The following is a 22,263-nucleotide window of genomic DNA, read 5'->3' as shown; positions in this document are numbered from 1 at the left end:
CTCCATGTTTAGTTGTATAATAAAAAATGACCGTATAGGAGAGGTGAAAATGATGGAATCTAAACAAATCCTAAACAAACTAAAAGGCAGAAAGCCGGGTATCCTCGGGGAAGAGGATTTTTTTAAAGTTTCTGTCCTTTTGCCCCTTGTAGAAAAAGATGGAGAAACGCATGTTTTATTTGAAGTAAGGGCGAGTCACATGCGCAGACAACCAAACGAAGTGTGTTTTCCTGGAGGGAAGTTAGATAAAAATGACTTTGATGAGAGACAATGTGCTATCAGGGAAACAACCGAAGAACTTGGAATCCATGAAACCGACATTTCCGATGTTATTCCACTAGATTACATGGTTTCCGCATTCGGCACAATTATCTATCCATTTGTTGGAATCATTGAAGACATCGATAAACTTCAACCTAATCCAGACGAAGTCGGCGAGGTTTTCACAGTCCCTCTTTCTTACCTAAAAGAAACGGAGCCCGACCGATATAAGATTCATTTCGAAGTCCAGCCAGAAGATGGGTTTCCTTTTGACTTGATTGTTGGTGGCGAGAACTATAATTGGCAAACAAGACATATGGATGAATATTTCTATTCCTATGATGGACATGTAATATGGGGGCTCACTGCTAGAATTCTAACGCATTTTCTCAAAGTAACCGCAATAGAATAGTTTTTATACCTAGTACTCGGTTCAGTACTTTATATTGACTTAACTTTGTAATGTTCATTTTAGTTTAATTCTTCTAACAAAAGGGAAAATTCTTGCATCTTTGAAAGTTAAAGGTATAATGGAAAACAAAACTATAGCGGAGGATGAAAAATGAAAGTCGTTAAATTTGGGGGCTCTTCTTTAGCCTCCGGTGAGCAGGTAGAAAAAGTATTTAATATCATAACTTCAGATCAAGAAAGAAAAGTAGTCGTTGTTTCTGCACCAGGTAAAAGGTATCCTGACGACATTAAAGTGACGGACCTTTTAATTGCTTGTGGAGAGCATGTGATGGAAACGGGTGAGGGTGGCGAGTTTTTTGATGCCGTCATCCAAAGATACACCGCAATTGCAAACGAACTAGGGCTTACTGAGGAGATTGTTGAAATTATTACAGATGATTTGCTTAAGCTATTGGCAGATCGCTCAAAAAGTCGTGAGCATTTTATGGAATCTGTTAAGGCAAGTGGCGAGGATAATAACGCCAAACTGGTTGCCGCCTATTTTCAATCCAGAGGAGTAGACGCTCAATATGTTAACCCGAAGGATGCTGGACTACTTGTAAGTGATGAACCTGGTCATGCTCAGGTCCTTCCTGAAACGTATGATAATTTATACGAGCTTAGGAACAAACCAGGCATTTTAATTATTCCAGGATTTTTCGGTTATACGAAGGACGGGGATATTGTTACCTTCTCCCGAAGTGGTTCAGATATAACAGGTTCGATTTTAGCCAACGGCGTAAAAGCAGATGTGTATGAAAATTTCACTGATGTGGATGCAGTCTGTTCAGTAAACCCTGGTATCGTGCAAAATCCGAAAGAAATTCGCGAGCTAACTTATCGCGAAATGCGTGAACTTTCCTACGCTGGATTTTCAGTTTTTCACGATGAAGCCCTTATGCCGGCTTTTCATGCAGGTATTCCTGTACATGTTCGCAATACCAATAACCCAACTGCACCAGGGACAAGGATTGTAAATAAGCGTAAAAATGAAAATGGTCCTGTAATCGGAATTGCCAGTGATAAAGGATTTTGCAGCATTTATGTAAGCAAATATCTAATGAATCGAGAAATTGGTTTCGGCCGGAAACTCCTGCAGATTTTAGAAGAATACGAGCTATCCTACGAGCATTTGCCTTCAGGTATTGATGATATCTCGATTATTTTAAACCAAGGACAAATGAATTTTGTGTTTGAACAAGATATCTTGCAGCGGATTAAAAATGAGTTGCAGGCAGATGAAGTGAAAATACAGCACAACCTAAGCCTAATTATGGTCGTTGGTGAAGGAATGCGTTGCAATGTAGGGACTATGGCAAGAGCTGCAAAAGCCCTTGCTACCAGCGGAGTTAATATTGAAATGATCAACCAAGGATCATCTGAGGTCAGTATGATGTTCGGTGTCAATGAGACCGATGAAAAGAAAGCGGTCCAAGCATTATATGATGAGTTTTTTGCTGGTGTGATCGCGTAAATAGAGTTAAGAAAAGCACGGCCTTCATTAGGAGGCCGTGCTTCTTTAACTATTCATTCTTTGTAAGACTTAGTATTTTTTATAACGGATGTATTCATAATGTGAGGTCGGCTCTTTTCTTTCCACTTCACCATTTTCATTGTAGTACACTTCGTACTCTCTATACGTTTCAAGAATCTCCTTGCCCTCATCCTCTTGGCTTACGAGAAACATCTCTAAAGAGGGAATTACTTCATTTTGGAGCTCTGACTCATCTTTAAACGAACTAACCATAACCGCTCCATCAGAAGAGGACTCCAATACCTCATTTATCGTTAATTCGATGACTCCTAATAGTAAAATGAAAAACAGTCCTAAAGGAATAAAGGTCCGCACGTAATTTTCTCACCTCCATCTTTTTTTACCTTCTATTGCATTGAAGAATCGAAAGAAAACCGCAGCTCACTCCTTCTAAACTATATGCTTGTACCGATTGGGTCATACCATTTTTAATGATACTCCCCTGGATTTACCCAATTTGTCATAAAAGCATGATTCCATCATAGATTACCTCTGAATAGGAGGGACCCCCAGATGATAAAACCAAAAAGACTACAAAAAGGAGATACCGTTGGAGTCATTGCTCCTGCTGGGACGCCACAGCCCGAGAAACTAGAAAAGGGCCTTATTTTTCTCAATCAATTAGGCTTAAACATAAAACTCGGAAATCATGTTTTTAATCAACAAGGCTACCTTGCTGGTACGGATGAAGAGCGAGTAGAAGACTTACATTCCATGTTCAGAGACAAGGAAATAAGTGCGATTTTTTGTGCTCGGGGTGGGTATGGAACAGCGCGAATCGCCTCGATGATTGATTATCAATTGATTAAGGAAAACCCAAAGATTTTTTGGGGCTATAGTGATATTACTTTTTTACATCTAGCCATTACCCAACTAACAGATCTCGTTACTTTTCACGGACCTATGATTGCCTCAGACCTGGGTGAGGAAGAGGTGGACCTGATAACAAAGCTATCTTTTAGCCAACTTTTTTCACCCAGCCCGATTGAATACACAGAGCAGATTTCGACTCTTGAGCCGATTGTTAATGGGATCGCTGTTGGCCCACTTGTTGGCGGGAACTTATCTTTAATCACAAGTTCACTAGGAACTAGGTTTGAAATCGAAACAAAAGGGAAGATATTATTTATTGAGGAAATTAGTGAACAACCTCGTGTGATTGATCGTATGCTAAACCAACTATACATGGCTGGCAAACTTCAGTCCTCAGCAGGAATTGTTTTTGGCGATTTCAATCATTGTGTCGCAGAGTCAGGGCCATCGTTGACGCTTGAAGAAGTGATTAATCATTATGTTAGGTTAAGCAATAGGCCTGCGTTAAGAGGCTTTCAGATAGGTCATTGCTCTCCGAATTTTGCTATCCCATTAAATGTAACCGCCATGCTAGATACGAAGATGAGGCGATTACATGTGGAGAGTGGAATTCTTAGTTAACAGCAACAACTATTTCTCGGGGAAGCGCAGAACACGACAGTTTTCTGAATTCTTTTATAGTTCAAAAACTAATTTTGGCGTATTTACACGATTTCTGCCGAAACATTAATCAAACGTTTGATTAATGTCGAAATAAGTAGATAGATGATGATAGCTTTGTGCTATCATTTAATATCACATAGATAACAAATGAATATCGACTTCTATACGCTTGCTTATTTCTTGACAGCCTATATATCCTTTTGTATGATTATCAATCGATGAACCATGATCAGTCTGACTAATTAATCTAGTCAGGCTTTGTTTCTATGCAGATGATAGGCATTAGAACATTTTCCAATATTGGACATAAAATTGTATCCATTCCACTGGGGATGCTATATAATGATTGTCGATGTTTTTTCTTGGTTCGAACATTTATCTAAAGCTTGGGGGGATTATCGTATGAAAATGAGAGTTTCTGCAGTTCAATATCATCTTCATACCATTAAGTCGTTTGAAGAATTTGCGGCCCAATGTGAGCACTACGTTAAAACCGCTCAAGAATATGGGTCCGAGTTTGTCCTGTTTCCCGAGTTTTTTACAACTCAGCTGCTATCAATTGGCAGTGAACAAGAAACAAGCTTGACAATCAGCGAATTACCAGGGTTCACGGAACAGTATTTAGACTTATTTCAGGCTCTAGCGATTAATACAGGAATGCATATTATTGGTGGCACTCACGTGATTTCTCGGAACAATAAACTATATAATGTCGCACACTTGTTTTATCCAAACGGACGGATTGAGGAGCAAGCTAAGCTCCATATTACTCCAACTGAAGTGGATGAATGGAATATGTCTGCTGGAGATGACTTCCGTATTTTCGATACAGATAAAGGTAGAATTGCCTTGTTAACTTGTTATGATATTGAATTTCCTGAAATCGTCCGTATGGCCAAAGCAAAGGGTGCTGATGTTATCTTTTGTCCGTCTTGTACAGATGATCGCCACGGATTCCATCGTGTGCGCTATACAAGTCATGCCCGAGCAATCGAAAATCAGGTTTACGTTGTTCTAACCGGTACGGTCGGTTCATTGCCGACAGTTGACTTTATGAGAGCAAATTTCGGGCAGGCTGCCATCATTACACCGAATGATATTCCATTTCCACCTAAAGGCCTTATGGCTGAAGGGGAATTAAATGATGATATGATTGTTACTGCTGACCTTGACCTGAATTTACTCTACGAGGTACGCGCTCGTGGGTCTGTTACAACATGGCGTGACCGTAGGACTGACCTCTATACCGATTGGGAAAAAGAAGCAGAGAGAATCTAAGGAAAAAGGAGCTACTTTTTGATGGACTATATTCGAGTTACTAGCATTGATGATCCACTATTCGCTAAACTCCATCAATTAATGAAAGAAGTCTTCCCACCTGAAGAGGTGTTGGACTTTGACTTATGGAAGGGGCCATTGGAGGATCCATCGATACGTGTTTTTGTTGCTGTGCATCAAGAGGAAGTGGTGGGAGTAACGGAGTACCGTTACTATCCGGAATGGAATATTGCGATGACCGATTTTACCATCATTGGAAGACCTGGACTTGGTCTTGGGCGCTTCATTGCTAACAAGCGAATGGAAGACCTACAGGAGCTTGCAAGTCAAAATGGCGTTGAATTAAATGGGATGTTCGCAGAAATCTATGATCCATATCGGATTGGCGACCATGACTTTGGTGGCGTAAAGACCATGGATCCTTATGTGCGGCGAGAAGTTTTATCCCATTTAGGATATAAGCGACTAGATTTTCCGTATGTCCACCCATCGTGGGAAAATGATGGAACAGCGGTTGAAGGGCTCGATTTGTGTTTTATGCCCTTAGATGATTCTGTGAATGAATTGAAATCGACTTTGGTTGTTGATTTCCTTTCAACGTATTATTCAGTGCTGCCGGATAAACCGCAAGCTTGGTTAGATATGATTGAACAATTAAAGAGCAAAGAAATGGTTCATCTTTTAGAGCTATAGGAAAGCTATAGAGATAAAACAACTTGGGGCCGACTTTTGTTGGTCCCAATCTTTTTGGGCAAACTATACAAGGTAGTTCTTTAGTTTGCTTTCTATAATACCTGACAACGGAAGGAGAATGTATATATGCAATCACTTAAAGGAAAAACAGCTTTAGTAACAGGAGCCGGTAGAGGAATTGGTCGCGCTGCTGCGATCGCTCTGGCGAAAGAGGGGGTTAACGTCGGACTGTTAGGCTTAACGTTAACCAATTTGGAAAAAGTCACAGAAGAGTTAGAGGAATATGGCGTAAATGTTTCTGGAGCAGCTGCTGATGTAGCGGATTTAGCATCAGTTGAGCATGCTGTCGAACATATTCGCTCTGAGTTAGGGCCTATTGATATTCTAATCAATAATGCTGGTACGGCAAAATTTGGCGGCTTTTTAGAACTTGAGCCTGCAGAATGGGAAAAGATTATTCAAGTAAACCTAATGGGTACATATTATGTGACAAGAGCCGTTCTTCCTGAAATGATTGAACGGAAGGCTGGCGATATCATCAACATCTCTTCTACAGCGGGTCAAAAGGGTGCTCCTGTAACAAGCGCCTATAGTGCTTCTAAATTTGCCGTTCTAGGTCTGACAGAGTCGTTATTAATGGAAGTTCGAAAACACAATATTCGAGTAACAGCAATGACTCCAAGTACAGTTGCAACGGATCTGGCAGTTGAAAATAATCTCGTTGGCGAAAATACTGAACGAGTCATGCAAGCAGAAGATCTTGCTGAAATGATGATTGCCCAACTCAAACTCCATCCGCGTGTGTTCGTGAAATCAACCGGTCTATGGTCAACGAATCCATAAAAAAAACTAACTAAAAAATACTGTCATGCGTTCAGCTGACGGGTTCTGATTTCGAATACAAAAATTGAATTAGCACACAAGTTAGCAGTCCTATTCACAACTGAATTAGACTGCTTCTTTTTTTGTTTATATATATACGGGTTTAATAAAATAAACGGGGAATGCGACCTGAATTTCGAACCCCCTTTGAACATTGTGTCATAGATTTTGTCGGCATGAAAATAGGTGGTGCTATAAATGATTTTTAACTAGCAAGAGGTGCGTGTTAATGTCTGGAAGGTAGATAATGAAGCAGACATTCTTTCTTATCCTTAATTGAGTAACTTCTGATTGTTTAAATAAAGGGAGTTTTTCCCCTTAGCCAGCAGAATAGCGCTTGGTTTGGGGATATAAGGGGAGTTTTTCCCTCTAAGGCAGTCAAAATGGTCCATTTTCATGTTTTTCTAGTAAATAGGGGGAATCTTTCCCTCTATTTAATCTATTTTTCGTGCTATTTCCTTAATAAGAGGAATTTCTCCCCTTATTTTAATTGCTAATTTACTGGCATTTCTTGAAATTTTGGAAATCGCTAACCAGCGCATAACTGGGATAAAAAAGCTTGGAGCATATATATGTCTCCAAGCTTTTTTCATTTCTGATTTACTTACCAAATTGTTTTTTATTTTTTGTGCGAATTACTTTCCGAATGCAAGGTTAATTCGTATTTTTTACTTCAAAGCAGAACCCACTCACGTTCAGCATGGCAGTTTTTTATAGGCAAAGTCTATTTTTCAACCCCCACAATAACCTCCGATAGGGGAGGGGAGGTTATCTACTAGGAAACACCGAAGTGTCCGCACCAAGAGTACAACTCAATGGACATAATTAGTACCAGGTGCTAATATGAGAATGAAACAGTTAACCCTCGCGTGTAATACAGTTACTCACTTGTGTTATAGCTATATACCGTTGTTCTTAAAAAAGAAAAACGAAGTTACTATTTCAATAATTGTGGATAACTTCTTTTTAGGCCAAAAGACCTTGTGGACAAGTTGTTTTGTGAATAAGTTTTTCAAATTGTGGATAATTAACCAACAAAGAATGGGTGGTGTGGACACCGTTTTATTCTTCCGTCTCGCCTTTGTCGAATAATATCAATTAACTAAATTACAGATAATGGTGCAAAATTCACTGGTCTTCATGTAACATTTTAGTGTGGGGTATTTGCAATAATGGGAGGGGAAAATGGATAACAACAGGGAAGAGAGAAGAAGGATTTTTAGAGATGAATTATATACATTAAAACGGCAAGGATATCTAGAGCAAGAAGAAATCGATCATCTCATCGCAGTACATAATCAATACTCCCGTGATTTAATCACGAAAGAAGAGGAAGCTCGAACATTAGCAGCAGCTCAGTCCATAAGAGAAAAACCTAATGTTGCAACGACGCAGGTTAAAATGCAAAAATCCACGAAAAAGCGGAAATTAACTAATGAAGAAATCCGAGAGCGAAACATTTCATGGCTACTTAACCTAGGGGTTATTTTACTGCTTATCGGCGGGCTGTTTGTTGCTACAAGTAATTGGGCAACTATGTCCGACTTGATGAAAGCAGCATCCATTGGTTTGGTTTCACTTCTATTTTATGGAATTGCGTTAATAGCCCTTAAACTATTAAAAATTGAGAAAACGGCATTCGCATTTATTGTCCTTGGAAGTTTATTTATTCCGATCTTTATCCTGTCATTAGGATGGTTTCAATTATTGGGCGAATTTCTCTCTTTTGAAGGAGAAGGGAAGTTTCTCTTAGGTGTAATTGGTAGTATATTGATTTTGCCAATATACGCAATCATTGCCCAAAGACTTACCTCGCGTCTATTTGTGTGGTTTTCGTTGATCGCCTTAACAGCCGGGGCAGCGTTTTTATTAAGGGCAGTTGGATGGGGGATTGACGCATTTTACTTAGGTATGATGCTTTACAACAGCGGACTTGTGATTGGAGTTCAAACGATGAAAAAACGTGGCACGCAGCCTCTGTTTACGAACGAACTCGCACCTTTCGCTCAGGTAAATTTAGTTCTATCGACTTTATTGCTTCTGTTTTTCTATGAACACCAAGTATTTTATGGTTTCAACCTCATACTAACAGCTTGTATCTATTTAGCGATGATCTATGTGAGCGGTAAAAAGCAGTACCATTTTGTTTTTAGTGTGATGCTCGTTTATGCGGCTTACCAGATCTTTGAGAGCTGGACTTTTGACGCTATCAGTCCTATGGGCTTTGCTCTTGTAGGTATCGTTTTTTTATTAGTGCCTCGATTTATAACCAAGGAATTTGGGTTGGATAAGGCATTCAGGTCGACAAGTGCGGTTGTCTCCATCCTTGCGTTTCTGTACATAAGTGTTGAAGGGATGTTACTAAGGGCAGATGAACCATCCATTATTCTGTTGCTTGCTTACCTAATGATTACGGCAAATTTTATTTATTTAGCTAATACCGAATCTGCCCGTTTATTTCGTTATTTAAGCCCAGTGTTTCTCGCATCAGCATTATTTGAAGGGGTTCGGATTCTTGATCAATGGCTGGATTTTACTATCTATACTCTACCAATCTTTTTTATCGGATATATTCTGTTTTTAATTGGTTGGATGATTGGTCATAAATGGCTGCAAGTAATCAAGCAAAGCTTCCGAGACGTAGGTTTCATCATTATGAGCTTAGTTATTTGGGTCGGCTTTTTGCTTTCTCAATGGTGGGAATTAGGTTTGATGCTGTTGTTTCTCGGAACTGTCTTATTTGTGATGGTAAAAATAGATAAGAGAAAGCCTTCTCGCCTCATAACCCCTTGGCTATTTCCAATAGTCATCGGGATTTCCATTGTGTGTTTCGGAGAAGAATTGTATTTTCATTCATTGTTTTATTCCGAGGATCTTGGCAGGCCGTTTCACTTTGCAAGTGCAGGAATCCTTACACTGTTCACATCTTGGATTTTATTGAAGCTTCAACTGAAAGAACTTACTAACCGTTCATTTTTAACTGGGCAAGTTTTCTACGCTTTAGCGTTGCTTTATTCAGTGATCTTACCGATGGACAACATGATAGTCAGGCCGTCCTTATGGTTTGTCGGGATTTTCCTATTCTATATCATGTATCGGTTTACCGATTATAAATGGATGAGAAGCGTTGTAGCTGGGAGCTCGTTAGCCTTTTACTTCATCATTCAAATCCCACTTCACGACCAAATCGAATTTACGAGGACAATGGACTCCTTTGTACTTGGAATGGGTGGAATGGTTGTATTGCTCATCTCGCTGTGGTTGAAAAGAAGGGATAGGGAATTGGCTATCGCTTTTGCATGGGTGGGTCAAATTTATCTTGTTCCTGCGTTATTACTCACTTACTTTGCATTTGGTGCCGAATCAACTTGGCCCTTGCTGATGGGTGTGGTTATCTATGTGATTTCCATCCGTTTTACCCGTGTGGAATGGTCCATAAAGCTATTCCTTTACGGCGCTTTTACAACCTTATTCTTAGCATTGGATGCCGGGCTCCGACTGTTTGTTGGGGAGGCATTAAGTCATTACGCATTCTTACTGGCGAGCATAACGCTTGGTGTATACTATACGCTTGCAAATAAGCTGTTTAAAAAAAGAACGTTTTATTATCTTGTTCCATTTTCGTTACTTGGCTTAATCGATTTACTAAGCGTTTATCCGTTTACAGGAACTTTATATCTCATCCTCACAGGATACGTGGTCGGATTGCTCGTATTGCTCCATCAAGGAAAGTGGGGTAACCTTGCAATTTTACCACTTTTGTTCTTCCTATTTGGGACATTGGAGTTTATTCGTACGGCTGAATACAGTGCATTGGTTGACGTCTTTTTGCTAGCGGGAATAGGTGTAGGTCTTCTTGCTACAGGCTGCATTATGTACAAGAGATTATGGGAACCGGGGGAAAAGCTTCCTGTTGTAAAAGTGGATGGGTATACGATAGCGGCATTTTTGTTCTTTGCTTCCATATATTTGTTCCGGTCGGAAACCTTCTGGGCAGGAATTGTCCATGGGGTTCTTATATCCGTTGCCTTATGGACTCAACGGCTAAGAGTTCCTAGTGAAATTCGTTTTAGCTTAACCTTCCTTGCGGGTGCCTATTTGTTGCTACCATACTATACAATCTTGAACGAACTAGAGTTACACCCTTTATGGCAACAAGAAGCCATTCTCCTTCCTTGGGTTCTTTTAATGATTTATCTAAAAGTTACTCTGAGGGGGAAATGGAATAGTCTGATGAACTATATTCAATGGGCCGTTCTCCTTCTAGTATCCTTGTTGCTAGTAGCAGATGGCCTTGCTAGTTCAACTATATACGATGCACTTATCCTAGGGTCCCTTTCGCTTGTATCATTACTCGCTGGTATGTGGCTTCGGATCAAGGCTTACTTCTTTGTTGGTTCAGGTGTCTTGTTGCTAAACGTATTCTTACAGACAAAACCATTTTGGGGGAATTTGCCTTGGTGGGGTTACCTACTCATTGTTGGAACGCTTTTAATAACAATTGCGAGCTTTAACGAGTGGAATAAACAAAAAGCTGCCAGAGGAGAAAAGACATTGCTCAGCAAAATAATAGAAGCAATTAGAAAGAAACTAAAGCAGTGGGACTAAAGACAAACCAATCAAGACCAATCTTCCTTATAAGATTGGTCTTTTTTATACGTGAAAGGGCTTCTTTATTGGACACTTTCCACCTTAATTTAATAAATTGTATAAACGAACAAATTCTGATAATTGTAACTTTTTCTCGCAAACCACTTGTGAAGGTTAAAAATCTATGTTATCCTCACAAAAATTATCAAAAAAGTGAGTTGGCAATTTTGAAAGCATGAGACATTTTAAAAATGATATATAGCAAAAATAGATGTTAAGGGTACGCTAAAAACAAAGGAGGAATGATTCATGAGAGACGTCACCTTACTGAATATTTTCGAACATCATATTACGCAGAAATACGTTAAGCGCTCGGGATTTGCCCACGCTATTGCTGTTGCGTACCATGCGTTTCATCTCGCAAAACAATACAAAGAGAATGTCGACATAGCTGCCAAAGCGGGATTTCTCCATGATATTGGTCATTTCACTTGGTACCGGAACGGGAAATGGGATTATGAATTGTACCGAAAAAACGATATCCACCCGATTAAAGGCGCCGAAAGAGCACATAAATTGCTAATCCGGTTAGGTGAAAATCCAGTTCAAGCGAAGGAGACCGCACTCGCGATTTTATTTCACACCGATTCTTTCCTGCCTACAAATGATATAGAGCGGACCACTCTACAAAAAATCGTCAAATGGGCCGACGAAAAGGATGAAGAAGAAGGGGGCGCCCATCATTATCGAACAATCAAAATAGACAGGGCAAGGGAAAGCATAATTCGCCTCGATCAACTGATTGATGCCGAACTTGGTTTAGCTAAGGAGCAAAGGCTGTCTTAGTCTGTTTAAAAAATAGGCATGTGAAAAGCGAGCCAGAAGGTGCTCGTTTTTTTCTATTTAATGGCTTATCTGCGGTGGATTCTTACCAATGTCGGGGAGGAAATGTTGCTGAGTAGAAAATATCCTAAAGCATGTAGAAAACGCAGAGAAAACCATGTTCGACATGCCTTGGACGTTCCCGAAGATCGGCGTGTGGTTGCAATCTTAGGTTTGGGATACCCAGAAACAGAGCCGGTCGCGAAAGAAATGCTACCGAGAGAATCAATGGTGCATTATGAAAAGTTCAGCCAATCTTAAGTCAACTAAAAAACGAGCCTCAATAAGGGCTCGTTTTTATTTCACGAAAAATCTTGATTTCTCCGATATATAGTCGGCAATAATGACCAGAATCAGATAGCAAATCAACAGGAGTGTGATCTCGGTATAATGGAAAAAGCTCATGCTAAGTTTAAACTCTTGTCCTAATCCGCCCGCACCAACAAATCCAACGACAATGGTTGTACGCATAATGACTTCCCAGCGGTAGAGGATGTACGTTAGGAATTGAGGGAGTACAGTTGGAAACACCCCATACATTAGTATTTGTGCACGATTTGCGCCGGCTGAAGCAAGATTTCTGATCGGGCGAGAATCTGTATCCTCAATGACTTCAGCACAGAGTTTACCAAGTATACCGAAATTATGAAGAGCTAAAGCAATGGCTCCTGGAAGAATCCCAGGCTTAAAAATAAAGATAACAATCATTGCCCACACAAGCTCAGGAATCGCTCGACTAAAAATATAAGAAACACGAATGAGACCAAATACAAACCAACGGTACCATCTTCTAGAAAGCGTTAAGGTTCCGTCAGCAACATTTCTAGCCGCCGGAATGACGGTGAGAAACATGACAATGGTCGAGAATCCAATCGCCATAATACTCATTTGCAAAGTTTCAACCGTTAGTTTAAAGGCATCTGACCAGCTGTCACGATTCAAAAAGGCAATTTCCTCTTGACCAACCCCAAGTAAACCTTTAAAGAACTTAGTTGCGTACTCAAGATTTTCCTTAGAAAACAGCTCCGTTAAGCTCGCATTTTTAATTCCAATTACAAAGTACCAGGAACTAGCAATTAAGAGGAGGAAGGCATAAAAGGAAAAGGTGAGAAAAGGAGATCTACGTTTTTTCATTGCGCCATCCTCCTTCTTAACATATTGCTCCAACCATCAATAATTACGACAAGGATGATAAGGAAATATAAAAACGTCCATACTTCATCATAATGAAGGTCATCTAACGAAAGCTGAATTTGATAACCAAGGCCGCCTAAACCTACAAAACTCATAATCGCTGAAGACCTGACTGCACACTCGTAGCGGTACATTGTATAGCTAATCATACTGTTTTTTACACTGGGAAGGTAACCATAAAAGAGACATTGTAACCTAGAGGCTCCGGTCGCTCTGAGTGCTTTAATTGGCTCCTCAGGTACATCATTAATCATGTCAGCAAAGATCCGGCCAAGAATGCCTCCATACGGAATCGCTAGTGCAAAAATTGCTGCATAGGGGGAAAGGCCAAATGAAGCAACGAATAACCAGGCCCAGACAAGCTCATGAATCGCTCGCATAAACCCAAGCACTCCACGAAATGAACCCTTCATCAAAGTTCTCGACCGCTTTCCAGACGAAAGCACACCCGAAGCGAGGATGCCAAAAATGAGTGCCAGTATAAGTGCAAGGCTCATCCCGGCGGTTGCATAAGCGAGTGTAAGCCAAGAAGATTCAGCCGCTAGGAGCAGAATATCCATGCTCAAGTCAGGGGTAAACATGGCAGCAAAAATTTCACCTGCCGTACTAATCCCACTGGAATGCATAACACCTTCTTGCCAATTTACACCCATTAAACTCCATGCAAATAATAGGAGTAAAAAGACAGTTAAAAACTTTCTTTTATGAAGATCAAATGAGAGCATCTTTAACTCAGCTCCTTCAACTGATAGAGCTCCTCAAGCTGTTTATCGGTTACTTGGTCAGCAGGGAGGTCAAAGAATAATTTCCCATTTTTAAGAGCAATCAATCTTGTAAAATACTTACGTGCATAATCAACAGAATGGAGACTAGCGATAACGGTTTGATGTTCCTCTTTTGCCAGTTTTGTCAGCATATCTAAAACATCGTCTGCTCTCGCTGGATCAAGTGAGGCAACTGGTTCATCCGCAAGAATGATTTCTGGCTTCTGCATTAGTAGCCTTGCCAGAGCCACGCGCTGCTGCTCTCCACCTGATAGATTTGAGGTGCGTTCATACAATTTGTCAGGAAGGCCGACTCGCTTTAGAGCTGTTGTTGCTTCCTGCCGTTCTTGTGGAATAAATAAGTTAAATAAGGATTTGAAGAAGCCCCAATCTGCCAAGCGCCCGGCGAGCACATTATGAATAACGGGCAATTGACCAACGAGGTCAAACTGTTGACGGATGATGCCGATTTTTTTTGCACGCTTCTTTTGGTCAGAAAATTGGCTCATTGGCTTCCCATCAACCAACAACTCTCCACTATCCGCCTCAAGAATCGAGGCTAGTAAGTTGAGGAGTGTGGTTTTTCCTGCTCCACTCGGACCAATAAGAGCGATCAATTCGCCTTTTTCCACAACAAAAGAAAGGGAAGATAAGGCTATCTTCCGCTCATAGTTTTTCGATATTTGGTTAATTTCTATTATGTTCTTTTCAGACACACGGTGTCACCTACTTGATAATCTCTAGTTCTTTCGCAACTTCCTCAATCGCAGAGTAGTTTTCATTCTTTGTTTCAATGAATTTCTCAGCAGAGAGGAGGTCCATTACTTCATTGTCACCAGCTTTCATTGAAAGAATCGCCTCTTTCAATGTTGCTTTAGTTTCTTCGTCCATTTTATTGACTGTCCAGTTATAGTCATAATACTCAGGAGTCGTATAGAAGGCTGTAACCTTGTTTGTATCGACATTGCCTTCAGCAACCGCTGCTTCCCAAACAGAAATATTAAGAGCACCTGCTTGGAAGGCACCTGACTCTACTAATTTATAAGTTTTGTCATGCGAACCTGAATAGTTTGGATTTCCATCAAGGTCTTCGTTCGGGTTGACTCCAGATTCCATCATAAAGTAACGAGGCATTAAATGTCCAGAAGTTGAGCTTTCACTACCAAAAGTTAGGGTTTTCCCCTTAAGATCCTCCAATGATTCAATTCCTGAATCTGCTTGAGCAACAAAAACAGATTCAAATTTCTCATCAATCGGGCGCTGAGCAATTGCTTCGGCCTCAGGGACAAGGTTTCTAGCCTGCACACCTGTTAATCCACCAAACCATGCTAGCTGTATTTCGCCACGTTCAAACGCTGTAACAAGCGCAGCATAATCAACAGAAGGAACGAATTCAACATTAAAACCTGTCTTTTCAGCTAAGTCTTTTGCAAAATCTTCCATTCCACGGTTAATTTCCGCTGCATTTTGATCGGGAATCATCCCAATCTTAATCATCTCTACTTGTTTGTCTTCAGTTGTCTCATCTGCTTCATTGTTATCCTCAGAGTTCCCGCAAGCTGCTAAGAAAAGAATCATGATCATTCCTAATAAAAAAGTGAGTTGTTTTTTCATCTTGTAATCTCCCTCGTCTGTAAAAATATCTACTCCACTATACCATTGAAGACTAAGGGAGTAACAATTCATATATCCGATAATTTGTACTATCTACTATTGATAAAATAAATACATGAACAAGCGACAAAATCCTTATTACAAAATGACATACTTTCTTTTAAAACAAAAAGCCCATATTGGGCCTTTTGTTTTATTTAAGATCTACTCTTTCTCTGCCCACTCTTCAACATTCCAGACCTTTGTAACCCAATCTTCATAAAAGTCAGGCTCGTGACTAACTAGAATGATTGTCCCTTTGAACTCTTTCATAGCCTTTTTTAATTCTGCTTTGGCTGTTATATCCAAATGGTTGGTCGGCTCGTCAAATAAGAGCCAATTGCTTTCTTCCATCATCAATTTACAAAGGCGAACCTTTGCTTGCTCGCCACCACTTAACTGGCTTAGCGGGCGTGATATATGCTCGTTTTTTAGACCGCAGCGGGCAAGAGCTGCACGTACTTGATGTTGGTCAAGTCCAGGGAAGGAGGCCCAAACATCATCAATCGGGGTAATGTCTTTTGCCTTTACTTCTTGTTCAAAATAAGAAGGGTAGAGGAAGTCCCCGCGTTCTATTTGGCCGCTTAAAGGAGGGATTTTACCTAAAATGGTTTTCAATAGTGTTGACTTTCCGACACCATTCATCCCGACTAAGGCAATTTTTTCCCCGCGCTCAATTGTCATCGTAAGCTTAGGTAAAAGTGGATGGCTATACCCAATTTCAACGTCTTTTCCTTCAAATACATAACGGCTGGAGCTACGGGATTCCTTAAACTCAAAGGTAGGTTTTATCGCTGTTTCAGGACGGTCGATTCGTTCCATACGGTCCAACTGTTTCTGACGGCTTTTCGCCCGGCCAGTCGTGGAATAACGCGCTTTATTTTTCGCAATAAAATCTTCCTGCTTTTTAATAAATTCTTTCTGCTTTTCATAGGCATTGATATGTTGATTTTTATTGATTTCTGCAAGCTCTAAGAACTTTTCATAGGTAGCTGTATAACGGGAAAGCTTAGAGAATTCCAAATGGAAAATTACGTTAGACACAGAATTCATAAACTCTGTATCATGTGAAATTAATAGGAAGGCATATGGATATTCTTTTAAATAACCTGATAACCAACGAATATGCTCGACGTCCAAATAGTTTGTTGGCTCGTCTAAAAGCAGAACTTTCGGTTGCTCTAATAATAGTTTTGCGAGCAAAACCTTTGTTCGTTGGCCACCACTCAAGGCGGAAACATCGCGATCAAGCCCAATGGCATCAATGCCCAGTCCGCGAGCCGCTTCCTCTACCTTCATATCTAATGTATAAAAACCACCAGCATCTAATTCGTCTTGGATTGTTGCCATCTGTTCTAATAGTTCTTCAAGCTCTTCCGGAGAGGCATCTGCCATTTTCCCTGTTACTTCATTTAACTCTGCTTCTCTCTTAAAGAGAGGAAGGAAAGCATCATTTAGTACATCACGGATCGTCTTACCAGGAGTTAGAATAGTATGCTGATCCAAGTACCCGTAATGTGTTCCAGGTGTCCACTCTACTTTACCAGTATCATGGATCAACTGATTGGTGATGATATTCATCAATGTTGATTTGCCAACACCATTTGCACCAACAAGGCCAGCGTGATCCTCTGCTAGTAGGCGAAACGAAACATCCTTAAAAAGAGTACGGTCACCAAACGAGTGACCTAATTTATCTACAGTTAGTAAGCTCATCTATTAATCCTCACTTTTTATCTTTGTCATCGATACACTCATTATTCGATAATACTAAATTTGGACAGATTGTGAAAGTTCTTTTCTTTGGAGTCAGTTATAATTTTGTAAACCTCGTAGTTTATTCCTGTAAAATAATTCCTCCATTTGCTATAATTATGGTAAGAAAAAAGGAGGGATTTAGATGAAAGCGACTGGTATTGTTCGAAAAACGGACCAACTAGGACGTATCGTCATTCCAATGGAATTGCGCAAAAAAATGGACATTCATGAGAATGACCCACTAGAAATTTTTGTTGATCAAGATACAATCATCCTCCACAAGTACGAGCCTCATAAAACATGTATGATAACCGGAAAAATAAGCTCTGACAATTTAGAACTCGCGAACGGGAAAATTATCGTTAGTCAAGAGGGTGCAGAGTTATTAATGAAAGAGATTGAAGATTTTTTGTTAAATGCCGTTAGATAATATAGTTAAATGCGACGTTTACAAAAACGTCGCTATTTTTTTGCATGTATTTTTGTTATGATTTTAACCATGCCCCTATTTTTTTGAATATAATGGAGGATATGGAACATATTATTAGAATTGCACTTATTTTTCTCCATTACATCTATAATGAAGGATAAACGATTAGAATTATAAAAAGAGTTTAAAATTAGAAAGGCGTGCGACATGAAAAAACACATACCTAATTTACTCACCTTGGGAAACCTATTTTGCGGATTCTTAGCCATTACTTATATTATTAATGGTGATATGCGCATTGCCCCTATTTTAATATTCATCGCGATTATGCTTGATGCCGTAGATGGTAGAGTAGCGAGAATCCTTGGGGTCTCCGATGAACTGGGAAAGGAACTCGATTCACTTGCTGATGTTGTTTCCTTTGGCGTCGTGCCAGCCCTACTTGTGGCTTATACGTATTTAGGTGATTATGGAATGACAGGCATACTTTTAGCTGGATTATTCCCATTGTTTGGTGCGTATCGGCTGGCAAGGTTTAATATTACGGATCAATCAGAGAGTTTAAAGTTCTTTAAAGGAATTCCCATCACATTAGCAGGAGGAATTGTTACATTTTTAGTGTTATTCTCAAAAACAATTCCTGTTTGGCTATTTATGATTATTTTTTATTTACTAGCCATTATGATGGTTAGCCGGATGAAAATTCCTAGTTTAAAGAAAATTGGGCTACCAAAATACAGTGTGCTAATCACGTTGTTTTTATTTTATATGGTGTATTTATTTACGAAAACGCGCACTGAACATGTGTCTGTCTATTTCTATGTAGCACTTGCTACGTACATCCTTTATGTTGTGGTGCGTTTCTTCAAGGAAAAAGAACCCAGATTTCCGATTCGCAGACGAAAGCTACCTAAACGATTTAAATGGAAGTTACGAAAAAAATAGATGAAATAGCAGTCTAATCATGACGAAAGAAAGGAGGGACGAAATGTCCCTTCTTTTTTTGTTAGAATTCTGTCTCTCCACAATGTACAAAGGAATAAAATATTGGTAAAGTATAAGAAGTAAACCTTAATTATAAAGGTTCAATAAGAAGTATTACTGTCCACTCAGAGAGTACAGTTGTATATTCAAGGAGGGCTTAAGATGTCTAGTAAACAATTAGAGCAATTTTTAACAGAAAATCTTGAGGATTTAAAAGGGAAGGGTCTCTATAATGTGATTGATCCTCTTCAAAGTGCAAATGGTCCAATGATTACAATCAACGGAAAGAGTTTAATCAATCTTTCCTCAAATAATTATCTTGGTTTAGCGACTGACTCGCGTCTAAAAAAAGCAGCGGCTGAAGCCGTAGAGAGATATGGCGTTGGTGCGGGTGCGGTTAGAACCATAAATGGGACGCTTGACATCCATCTAGAGCTAGAAGAAAAGCTAGCCAAGTTTAAGCAGACTGAGGCAGCAATTGCCTATCAGTCAGGCTTCAATTGTAATATGGCGGCCATCTCTGCTGTGATGGATAAAAATGATGCCATTCTTTCCGACGAATTAAACCATGCCTCAATCATTGATGGCTGTCGTTTATCCAGGGCGAAAATCATCCGCTTTAACCATTCAGATATGAAAGATCTTAGAGCAAAGGCTAAGGAAGCGAAGGAATCCGGGCAGTACAATAAAATCATGGTGATTACCGATGGGGTATTCTCCATGGACGGAGATATCGCAAAGCTTCCAGAGATCGTTGAAATCGCTGAAGAGTTTGACTTAATTACTTATGTCGATGACGCTCATGGTTCAGGTGTCCTAGGCAAAGGAGCAGGTACAGTTAAGCATTTTGGGTTATCTGACAGAATCGATTTTCAAATCGGGACACTCTCAAAGGCAATTGGTGTCGTTGGTGGCTATGTAGCTGGAAAGCGTGATTTGATTGACTGGCTAAAAGTTCGTAGTCGTCCATTCCTATTTTCTACTGCACTTACACCTGCTGATGTAGCGGCTTCAATTAAGGCAATCGAACTATTAACTGCTAGTTCTGAATTAAACGAGCGGCTCTGGGACAACGCAGATTATTTAAAGGAAGGATTACAAAAGCTTGGCTTTGATATTGGAAACAGCGAAACGCCAATCACTCCATGTATCATTGGAGATGAAGTGAAAACACAAGAGTTCAGCAAACGGTTGAACGAAAAGGGAGTTTATGCAAAATCGATTGTTTTCCCAACGGTTCCAAAAGGGACTGGGCGAGTGCGTAATATGCCTTCTGCTGCTCATACAAAAGCCATGTTAGACGAAGCGTTGGCTATATATGAGACGGTTGGTAAGGAAATGGGCGTTATTCAGTAAATCCCAACCATTTTTCAATGACTGGAATAGGATAATATCACAACTTGGATGGAAGCTTGGGGGAATACCAACATATGAAACGGATTATGATTACGGGAGCTCTTGGCCAAATCGGTTCAGAGTTAACGGTTAAATTGCGAGACTTGTACGGTCGAGATAATGTATTAGCAACCGACGTCAGGACGAACGATAGTGAAGCAGCAACGGAAGGACCATTTGAGATTTTAGATGTCATGGATGCAAAAGGGATGATGGAGGCTGCAACTAACCATCATGCGGATACAATTATTCATATGGCAGCTTTACTGTCTGCTACTGCTGAGGCGAACCCTGTTTTTGCCTGGAATTTAAATATGGGTGGTTTGATGAATGCTCTTGAAACAGCGAAAGAGCTAGATGCACAGTTTTTCACACCAAGCTCGATTGGTGCATTTGGCCCAACGACTCCTAAAGACGAGACACCTCAGGATACAATTCAGCGCCCAACCACCATGTATGGTGTAAATAAAGTCGCTGGTGAACTTTTAGCAGATTATTACTTCCACCGCTTTGGGGTAGACACTCGGGGACTTCGCTTCCCGGGACTCATTTCCTATGTCACCCCACCTGGAGGAGGCACGACGGACTATGCTGTCGAGATATTCTATGAAGCGATCAAACATGGACACTACACGTCTTATATTGATAAAGGGACCTATATGGACATGATGTATATGCCAGATGCCCTTAATGCCATCATCGATTTAATGGAAGCAGACCCTTCCAACCTGAGGCACCGGAATTCGTTCAATGTGACCGCGATGAGCTTTGACCCTGAGGAAATTGCTGAGGCGATAAGAAAAGAAATCCCTGAGTTCACGCTTGGTTATGCAGTAGACCCAGTCCGCCAGCAAATCGCAAGCAGCTGGCCAAACTCCATCGACGCCTCTGCCGCCAAGAAAGAATGGGGCTTCACAACCAAATATGACCTTCAAACGATGACTAAGGATATGCTCAACAAACTAGCATTAAAAACGATCTAACTAGCAGAATTCTGATAGAGTCTTACTTTAAATGGACAGTTTATCTGTCCATTTTTTTATGGAATAAAGTCATCGCCAGATTTCTCTAAATAATACTAAAAAACTATTAAGTTTACAGTTAGGGATACCTTTATGTATTCTCTTATATAGGAGAAAATGAGTTAGGAGGACGAACACATGCAAATCCTTGGAATCTTCTTTGGTTCAGTGATTGTTGCAGTCGCATTTAACTTCTTCCTAATCCCGCATGAAATTCTAAGTAGTGGATTGACTGGTGTGTCAATGATTATTGGGATGCTGACACCGATGAATACAGGGGTTGCAAACTTTTTGTTGAATTTCCCACTATTAGTACTTGGGTATCTGAAACTTGGAAGAAAATTTATTCTATATACGATTCTGTCGGTCACAGTTATCTCAATCGGCCTCTACTTTGTTCCGATTGTAAAAGTCGCACAGGATATTATTTTGTCCTCCATCTTCGGTGGTGCGCTCACTGGCATTGGTATCGGCTTGATTTTCCGCAGTTCTGGCTCTTCTGGTGGATTAGACGTAATCGGAATGCTGATTGCTAGAAAAAGGGACTTCCCGATTGGCACGATGTTAACGGCGATGAATGGAGTCATTATTTTGATTAGTGGGTTCCTGTTCAACTGGGATTCGGCCTTGTACACGATGGTGTCGATTTTTGTAACAGGCAAAGTGGTTGATGCTGTATATACGCATCATGAAAAACTTACTTTGATGATTATCACCGAAAAAGGAGATGAGATGCGCGAACATTTGCTTCAAAATGTTTACCGAGGAGTAACAGTACTTGATGGAATGGGCGGATACTCTAACCAAAAGAGAAACATCCTGATGACAGTGATCTCACGTTATGAACTCGGGGAAGTAAAGTCATTGGTATCGAAGGTTGACCCTACAGCATTTGTGAATATCACGGAGACAGTGGAAGTAATGGGCTTGTTCCACAAGCCACATGCCTAAGGGTAGGATAACTAAAAGTTCAGGTATATAGAAAAAAAGCAGTCTGCCAGGTGGCAAACTGCTTTT

General features: G+C 40.2%; 20 protein-coding genes. 14 read left to right on the top strand and 6 right to left on the bottom strand.

The genetic code is table 11. The features are described 5' to 3' along the window. The first annotated feature begins 52 nt into the window (after positions 1–52). Complete coding sequence (locus tag BMX30_RS01525; protein ID WP_090740877.1) at positions 53–673, top strand: NUDIX hydrolase; 621 nt, start codon at positions 53–55, stop codon at positions 671–673. Between the two features lie 150 nt (positions 674–823). After that, positions 824–2,185 carry an aspartate kinase gene (locus BMX30_RS01520; RefSeq protein WP_090740502.1) on the top strand — a complete coding sequence of 454 codons (1,362 nt, stop codon included), beginning with the start codon at positions 824–826 and terminating at the stop codon, positions 2,183–2,185. A gap of 69 nt (positions 2,186–2,254) precedes the next feature. Here BMX30_RS01520 and BMX30_RS01515 read toward each other — a convergent pair whose 3' ends face one another. Continuing rightward, on the bottom strand, positions 2,255–2,560 hold the full coding sequence (locus tag BMX30_RS01515) for a hypothetical protein (RefSeq protein WP_090740500.1): 306 nt from the start codon (positions 2,558–2,560) through the stop codon (positions 2,255–2,257). A 198-nt stretch (positions 2,561–2,758) separates the two neighbouring features. Between BMX30_RS01515 and BMX30_RS01510 the strand changes: the two genes are divergently transcribed. The 7 genes from BMX30_RS01510 to BMX30_RS01475 all read left to right on the top strand — a co-directional run bounded on the left by BMX30_RS01510 (position 2,759) and on the right by BMX30_RS01475 (position 12,307). Next, positions 2,759–3,679 carry a S66 peptidase family protein gene (locus BMX30_RS01510; protein WP_090740499.1) on the top strand — a complete coding sequence of 307 codons (921 nt, stop codon included), beginning with the start codon at positions 2,759–2,761 and terminating at the stop codon, positions 3,677–3,679. A gap of 444 nt (positions 3,680–4,123) precedes the next feature. Beyond that, the gene (locus BMX30_RS01505; protein WP_090740875.1) at positions 4,124–4,999 is read left to right on the top strand and encodes a carbon-nitrogen hydrolase family protein; all 876 of its coding nucleotides are present in this window, start codon (positions 4,124–4,126) and stop codon (positions 4,997–4,999) included. Between the two features lie 21 nt (positions 5,000–5,020). Beyond that, positions 5,021–5,692 carry a GNAT family acetyltransferase gene (locus BMX30_RS01500; RefSeq protein ID WP_090740497.1) on the top strand — a complete coding sequence of 224 codons (672 nt, stop codon included), beginning with the start codon at positions 5,021–5,023 and terminating at the stop codon, positions 5,690–5,692. Positions 5,693–5,818: 126 nt separating this feature from the next. Beyond that, positions 5,819–6,535, top strand: a complete 717-nt coding sequence (locus BMX30_RS01495; protein ID WP_090740495.1) for a 3-ketoacyl-ACP reductase — start codon at positions 5,819–5,821, stop codon at positions 6,533–6,535. Positions 6,536–7,759: 1,224 nt separating this feature from the next. Further along, positions 7,760–11,182, top strand: a complete 3,423-nt coding sequence (locus BMX30_RS01485) for a hypothetical protein (RefSeq protein WP_090740491.1) — start codon at positions 7,760–7,762, stop codon at positions 11,180–11,182. 291 nt (positions 11,183–11,473) lie between these two features. Next, positions 11,474–12,010: an HD domain-containing protein gene (locus BMX30_RS01480; RefSeq protein ID WP_090740489.1), complete on the top strand. Its 537-nt coding sequence runs from the start codon at positions 11,474–11,476 to the stop codon at positions 12,008–12,010. 105 nt (positions 12,011–12,115) lie between these two features. After that, on the top strand, positions 12,116–12,307 hold the full coding sequence (locus BMX30_RS01475; protein ID WP_090740487.1) for a nitroreductase family protein: 192 nt from the start codon (positions 12,116–12,118) through the stop codon (positions 12,305–12,307). A gap of 36 nt (positions 12,308–12,343) precedes the next feature. On the opposite strand, the gene BMX30_RS01470 is transcribed toward BMX30_RS01475, so the two are convergent. The 5 genes from BMX30_RS01470 to BMX30_RS01450 form a co-directional block, all read right to left on the bottom strand. Then, the gene (locus BMX30_RS01470; protein ID WP_090740485.1) at positions 12,344–13,180 is read right to left on the bottom strand and encodes a PhnE/PtxC family ABC transporter permease; all 837 of its coding nucleotides are present in this window, start codon (positions 13,178–13,180) and stop codon (positions 12,344–12,346) included. After that, positions 13,177–13,965: a PhnE/PtxC family ABC transporter permease gene (locus tag BMX30_RS01465; protein WP_090740483.1), complete on the bottom strand. Its 789-nt coding sequence runs from the start codon at positions 13,963–13,965 to the stop codon at positions 13,177–13,179. Before BMX30_RS01465 ends, BMX30_RS01470 begins: the two co-directional genes overlap by 4 nt. A gap of 2 nt (positions 13,966–13,967) precedes the next feature. Then, positions 13,968–14,720 (bottom strand): phosphonate ABC transporter ATP-binding protein, encoded by a 753-nt coding sequence (gene phnC, locus BMX30_RS01460; RefSeq protein ID WP_090740481.1) that lies wholly within the window; start codon positions 14,718–14,720, stop codon positions 13,968–13,970. Between the two features lie 10 nt (positions 14,721–14,730). Further along, complete coding sequence (locus tag BMX30_RS01455; protein WP_090740479.1) at positions 14,731–15,618, bottom strand: putative selenate ABC transporter substrate-binding protein; 888 nt, start codon at positions 15,616–15,618, stop codon at positions 14,731–14,733. 204 nt (positions 15,619–15,822) lie between these two features. Beyond that, entirely contained in the window at positions 15,823–17,373 is a 1,551-nt protein-coding gene (locus tag BMX30_RS01450; protein ID WP_090740478.1) for an ABC-F family ATP-binding cassette domain-containing protein, read from the bottom strand. A gap of 184 nt (positions 17,374–17,557) precedes the next feature. On the opposite strand from BMX30_RS01450, the gene BMX30_RS01445 reads away from it, so the two are divergent. The 5 genes from BMX30_RS01445 (at position 17,558) to BMX30_RS01420 (ending at position 22,197) form a co-directional block, all read left to right on the top strand. After that, entirely contained in the window at positions 17,558–17,845 is a 288-nt protein-coding gene (locus tag BMX30_RS01445; protein WP_090740476.1) for an AbrB/MazE/SpoVT family DNA-binding domain-containing protein, read from the top strand. 207 nt (positions 17,846–18,052) lie between these two features. Next, positions 18,053–18,790, top strand: a complete 738-nt coding sequence (gene pssA, locus BMX30_RS01435; RefSeq protein ID WP_090740474.1) for a CDP-diacylglycerol--serine O-phosphatidyltransferase — start codon at positions 18,053–18,055, stop codon at positions 18,788–18,790. Positions 18,791–18,991: 201 nt separating this feature from the next. After that, positions 18,992–20,185, top strand: a complete 1,194-nt coding sequence (locus BMX30_RS01430) for a glycine C-acetyltransferase (protein WP_090740472.1) — start codon at positions 18,992–18,994, stop codon at positions 20,183–20,185. Between the two features lie 74 nt (positions 20,186–20,259). Continuing rightward, entirely contained in the window at positions 20,260–21,207 is a 948-nt protein-coding gene (locus BMX30_RS01425; protein ID WP_090740470.1) for an L-threonine 3-dehydrogenase, read from the top strand. Between the two features lie 177 nt (positions 21,208–21,384). After that, the gene (locus BMX30_RS01420) at positions 21,385–22,197 is read left to right on the top strand and encodes a YitT family protein (protein WP_090740468.1); all 813 of its coding nucleotides are present in this window, start codon (positions 21,385–21,387) and stop codon (positions 22,195–22,197) included. Positions 22,198–22,263: the final 66 nt, after the last annotated feature.

It is taken from the genome of Mesobacillus persicus (assembly GCF_900109925.1).
Lineage (GTDB): Bacteria > Bacillota > Bacilli > Bacillales > Cytobacillaceae > Mesobacillus_B > Mesobacillus_B persicus.
This window is presented reverse-complemented; position numbering and strand designations above follow the sequence as displayed.

Excerpts from the sequence above, each read along its gene's own strand:
- BMX30_RS01445 (WP_090740476.1), top strand. The coding sequence starts at position 17,558 with ATGAAAGCGACTGGTATTGTTCGAAAAACGGACCAACTAGGACGTATC.
- BMX30_RS01510 (WP_090740499.1), top strand. The coding sequence starts at position 2,759 with ATGATAAAACCAAAAAGACTACAAAAAGGAGATACCGTTGGAGTCATT.
- BMX30_RS01520 (WP_090740502.1), top strand. The coding sequence starts at position 824 with ATGAAAGTCGTTAAATTTGGGGGCTCTTCTTTAGCCTCCGGTGAGCAG.
- BMX30_RS01430 (WP_090740472.1), top strand. The coding sequence starts at position 18,992 with ATGTCTAGTAAACAATTAGAGCAATTTTTAACAGAAAATCTTGAGGAT.
- BMX30_RS01525 (WP_090740877.1), top strand. The coding sequence starts at position 53 with ATGGAATCTAAACAAATCCTAAACAAACTAAAAGGCAGAAAGCCGGGT.
- BMX30_RS01420 (WP_090740468.1), top strand. The coding sequence starts at position 21,385 with ATGCAAATCCTTGGAATCTTCTTTGGTTCAGTGATTGTTGCAGTCGCA.
- pssA (WP_090740474.1), top strand. The coding sequence starts at position 18,053 with ATGAAAAAACACATACCTAATTTACTCACCTTGGGAAACCTATTTTGC.
- BMX30_RS01455 (WP_090740479.1), bottom strand. The coding sequence starts at position 15,618 with ATGAAAAAACAACTCACTTTTTTATTAGGAATGATCATGATTCTTTTC.
- BMX30_RS01425 (WP_090740470.1), top strand. The coding sequence starts at position 20,260 with ATGAAACGGATTATGATTACGGGAGCTCTTGGCCAAATCGGTTCAGAG.
- BMX30_RS01505 (WP_090740875.1), top strand. The coding sequence starts at position 4,124 with ATGAAAATGAGAGTTTCTGCAGTTCAATATCATCTTCATACCATTAAG.
- BMX30_RS01485 (WP_090740491.1), top strand. The coding sequence starts at position 7,760 with ATGGATAACAACAGGGAAGAGAGAAGAAGGATTTTTAGAGATGAATTA.
- BMX30_RS01450 (WP_090740478.1), bottom strand. The coding sequence starts at position 17,373 with ATGAGCTTACTAACTGTAGATAAATTAGGTCACTCGTTTGGTGACCGT.
- BMX30_RS01500 (WP_090740497.1), top strand. The coding sequence starts at position 5,021 with ATGGACTATATTCGAGTTACTAGCATTGATGATCCACTATTCGCTAAA.
- BMX30_RS01495 (WP_090740495.1), top strand. The coding sequence starts at position 5,819 with ATGCAATCACTTAAAGGAAAAACAGCTTTAGTAACAGGAGCCGGTAGA.
- BMX30_RS01470 (WP_090740485.1), bottom strand. The coding sequence starts at position 13,180 with ATGAAAAAACGTAGATCTCCTTTTCTCACCTTTTCCTTTTATGCCTTC.
- BMX30_RS01465 (WP_090740483.1), bottom strand. The coding sequence starts at position 13,965 with ATGCTCTCATTTGATCTTCATAAAAGAAAGTTTTTAACTGTCTTTTTA.
- BMX30_RS01480 (WP_090740489.1), top strand. The coding sequence starts at position 11,474 with ATGAGAGACGTCACCTTACTGAATATTTTCGAACATCATATTACGCAG.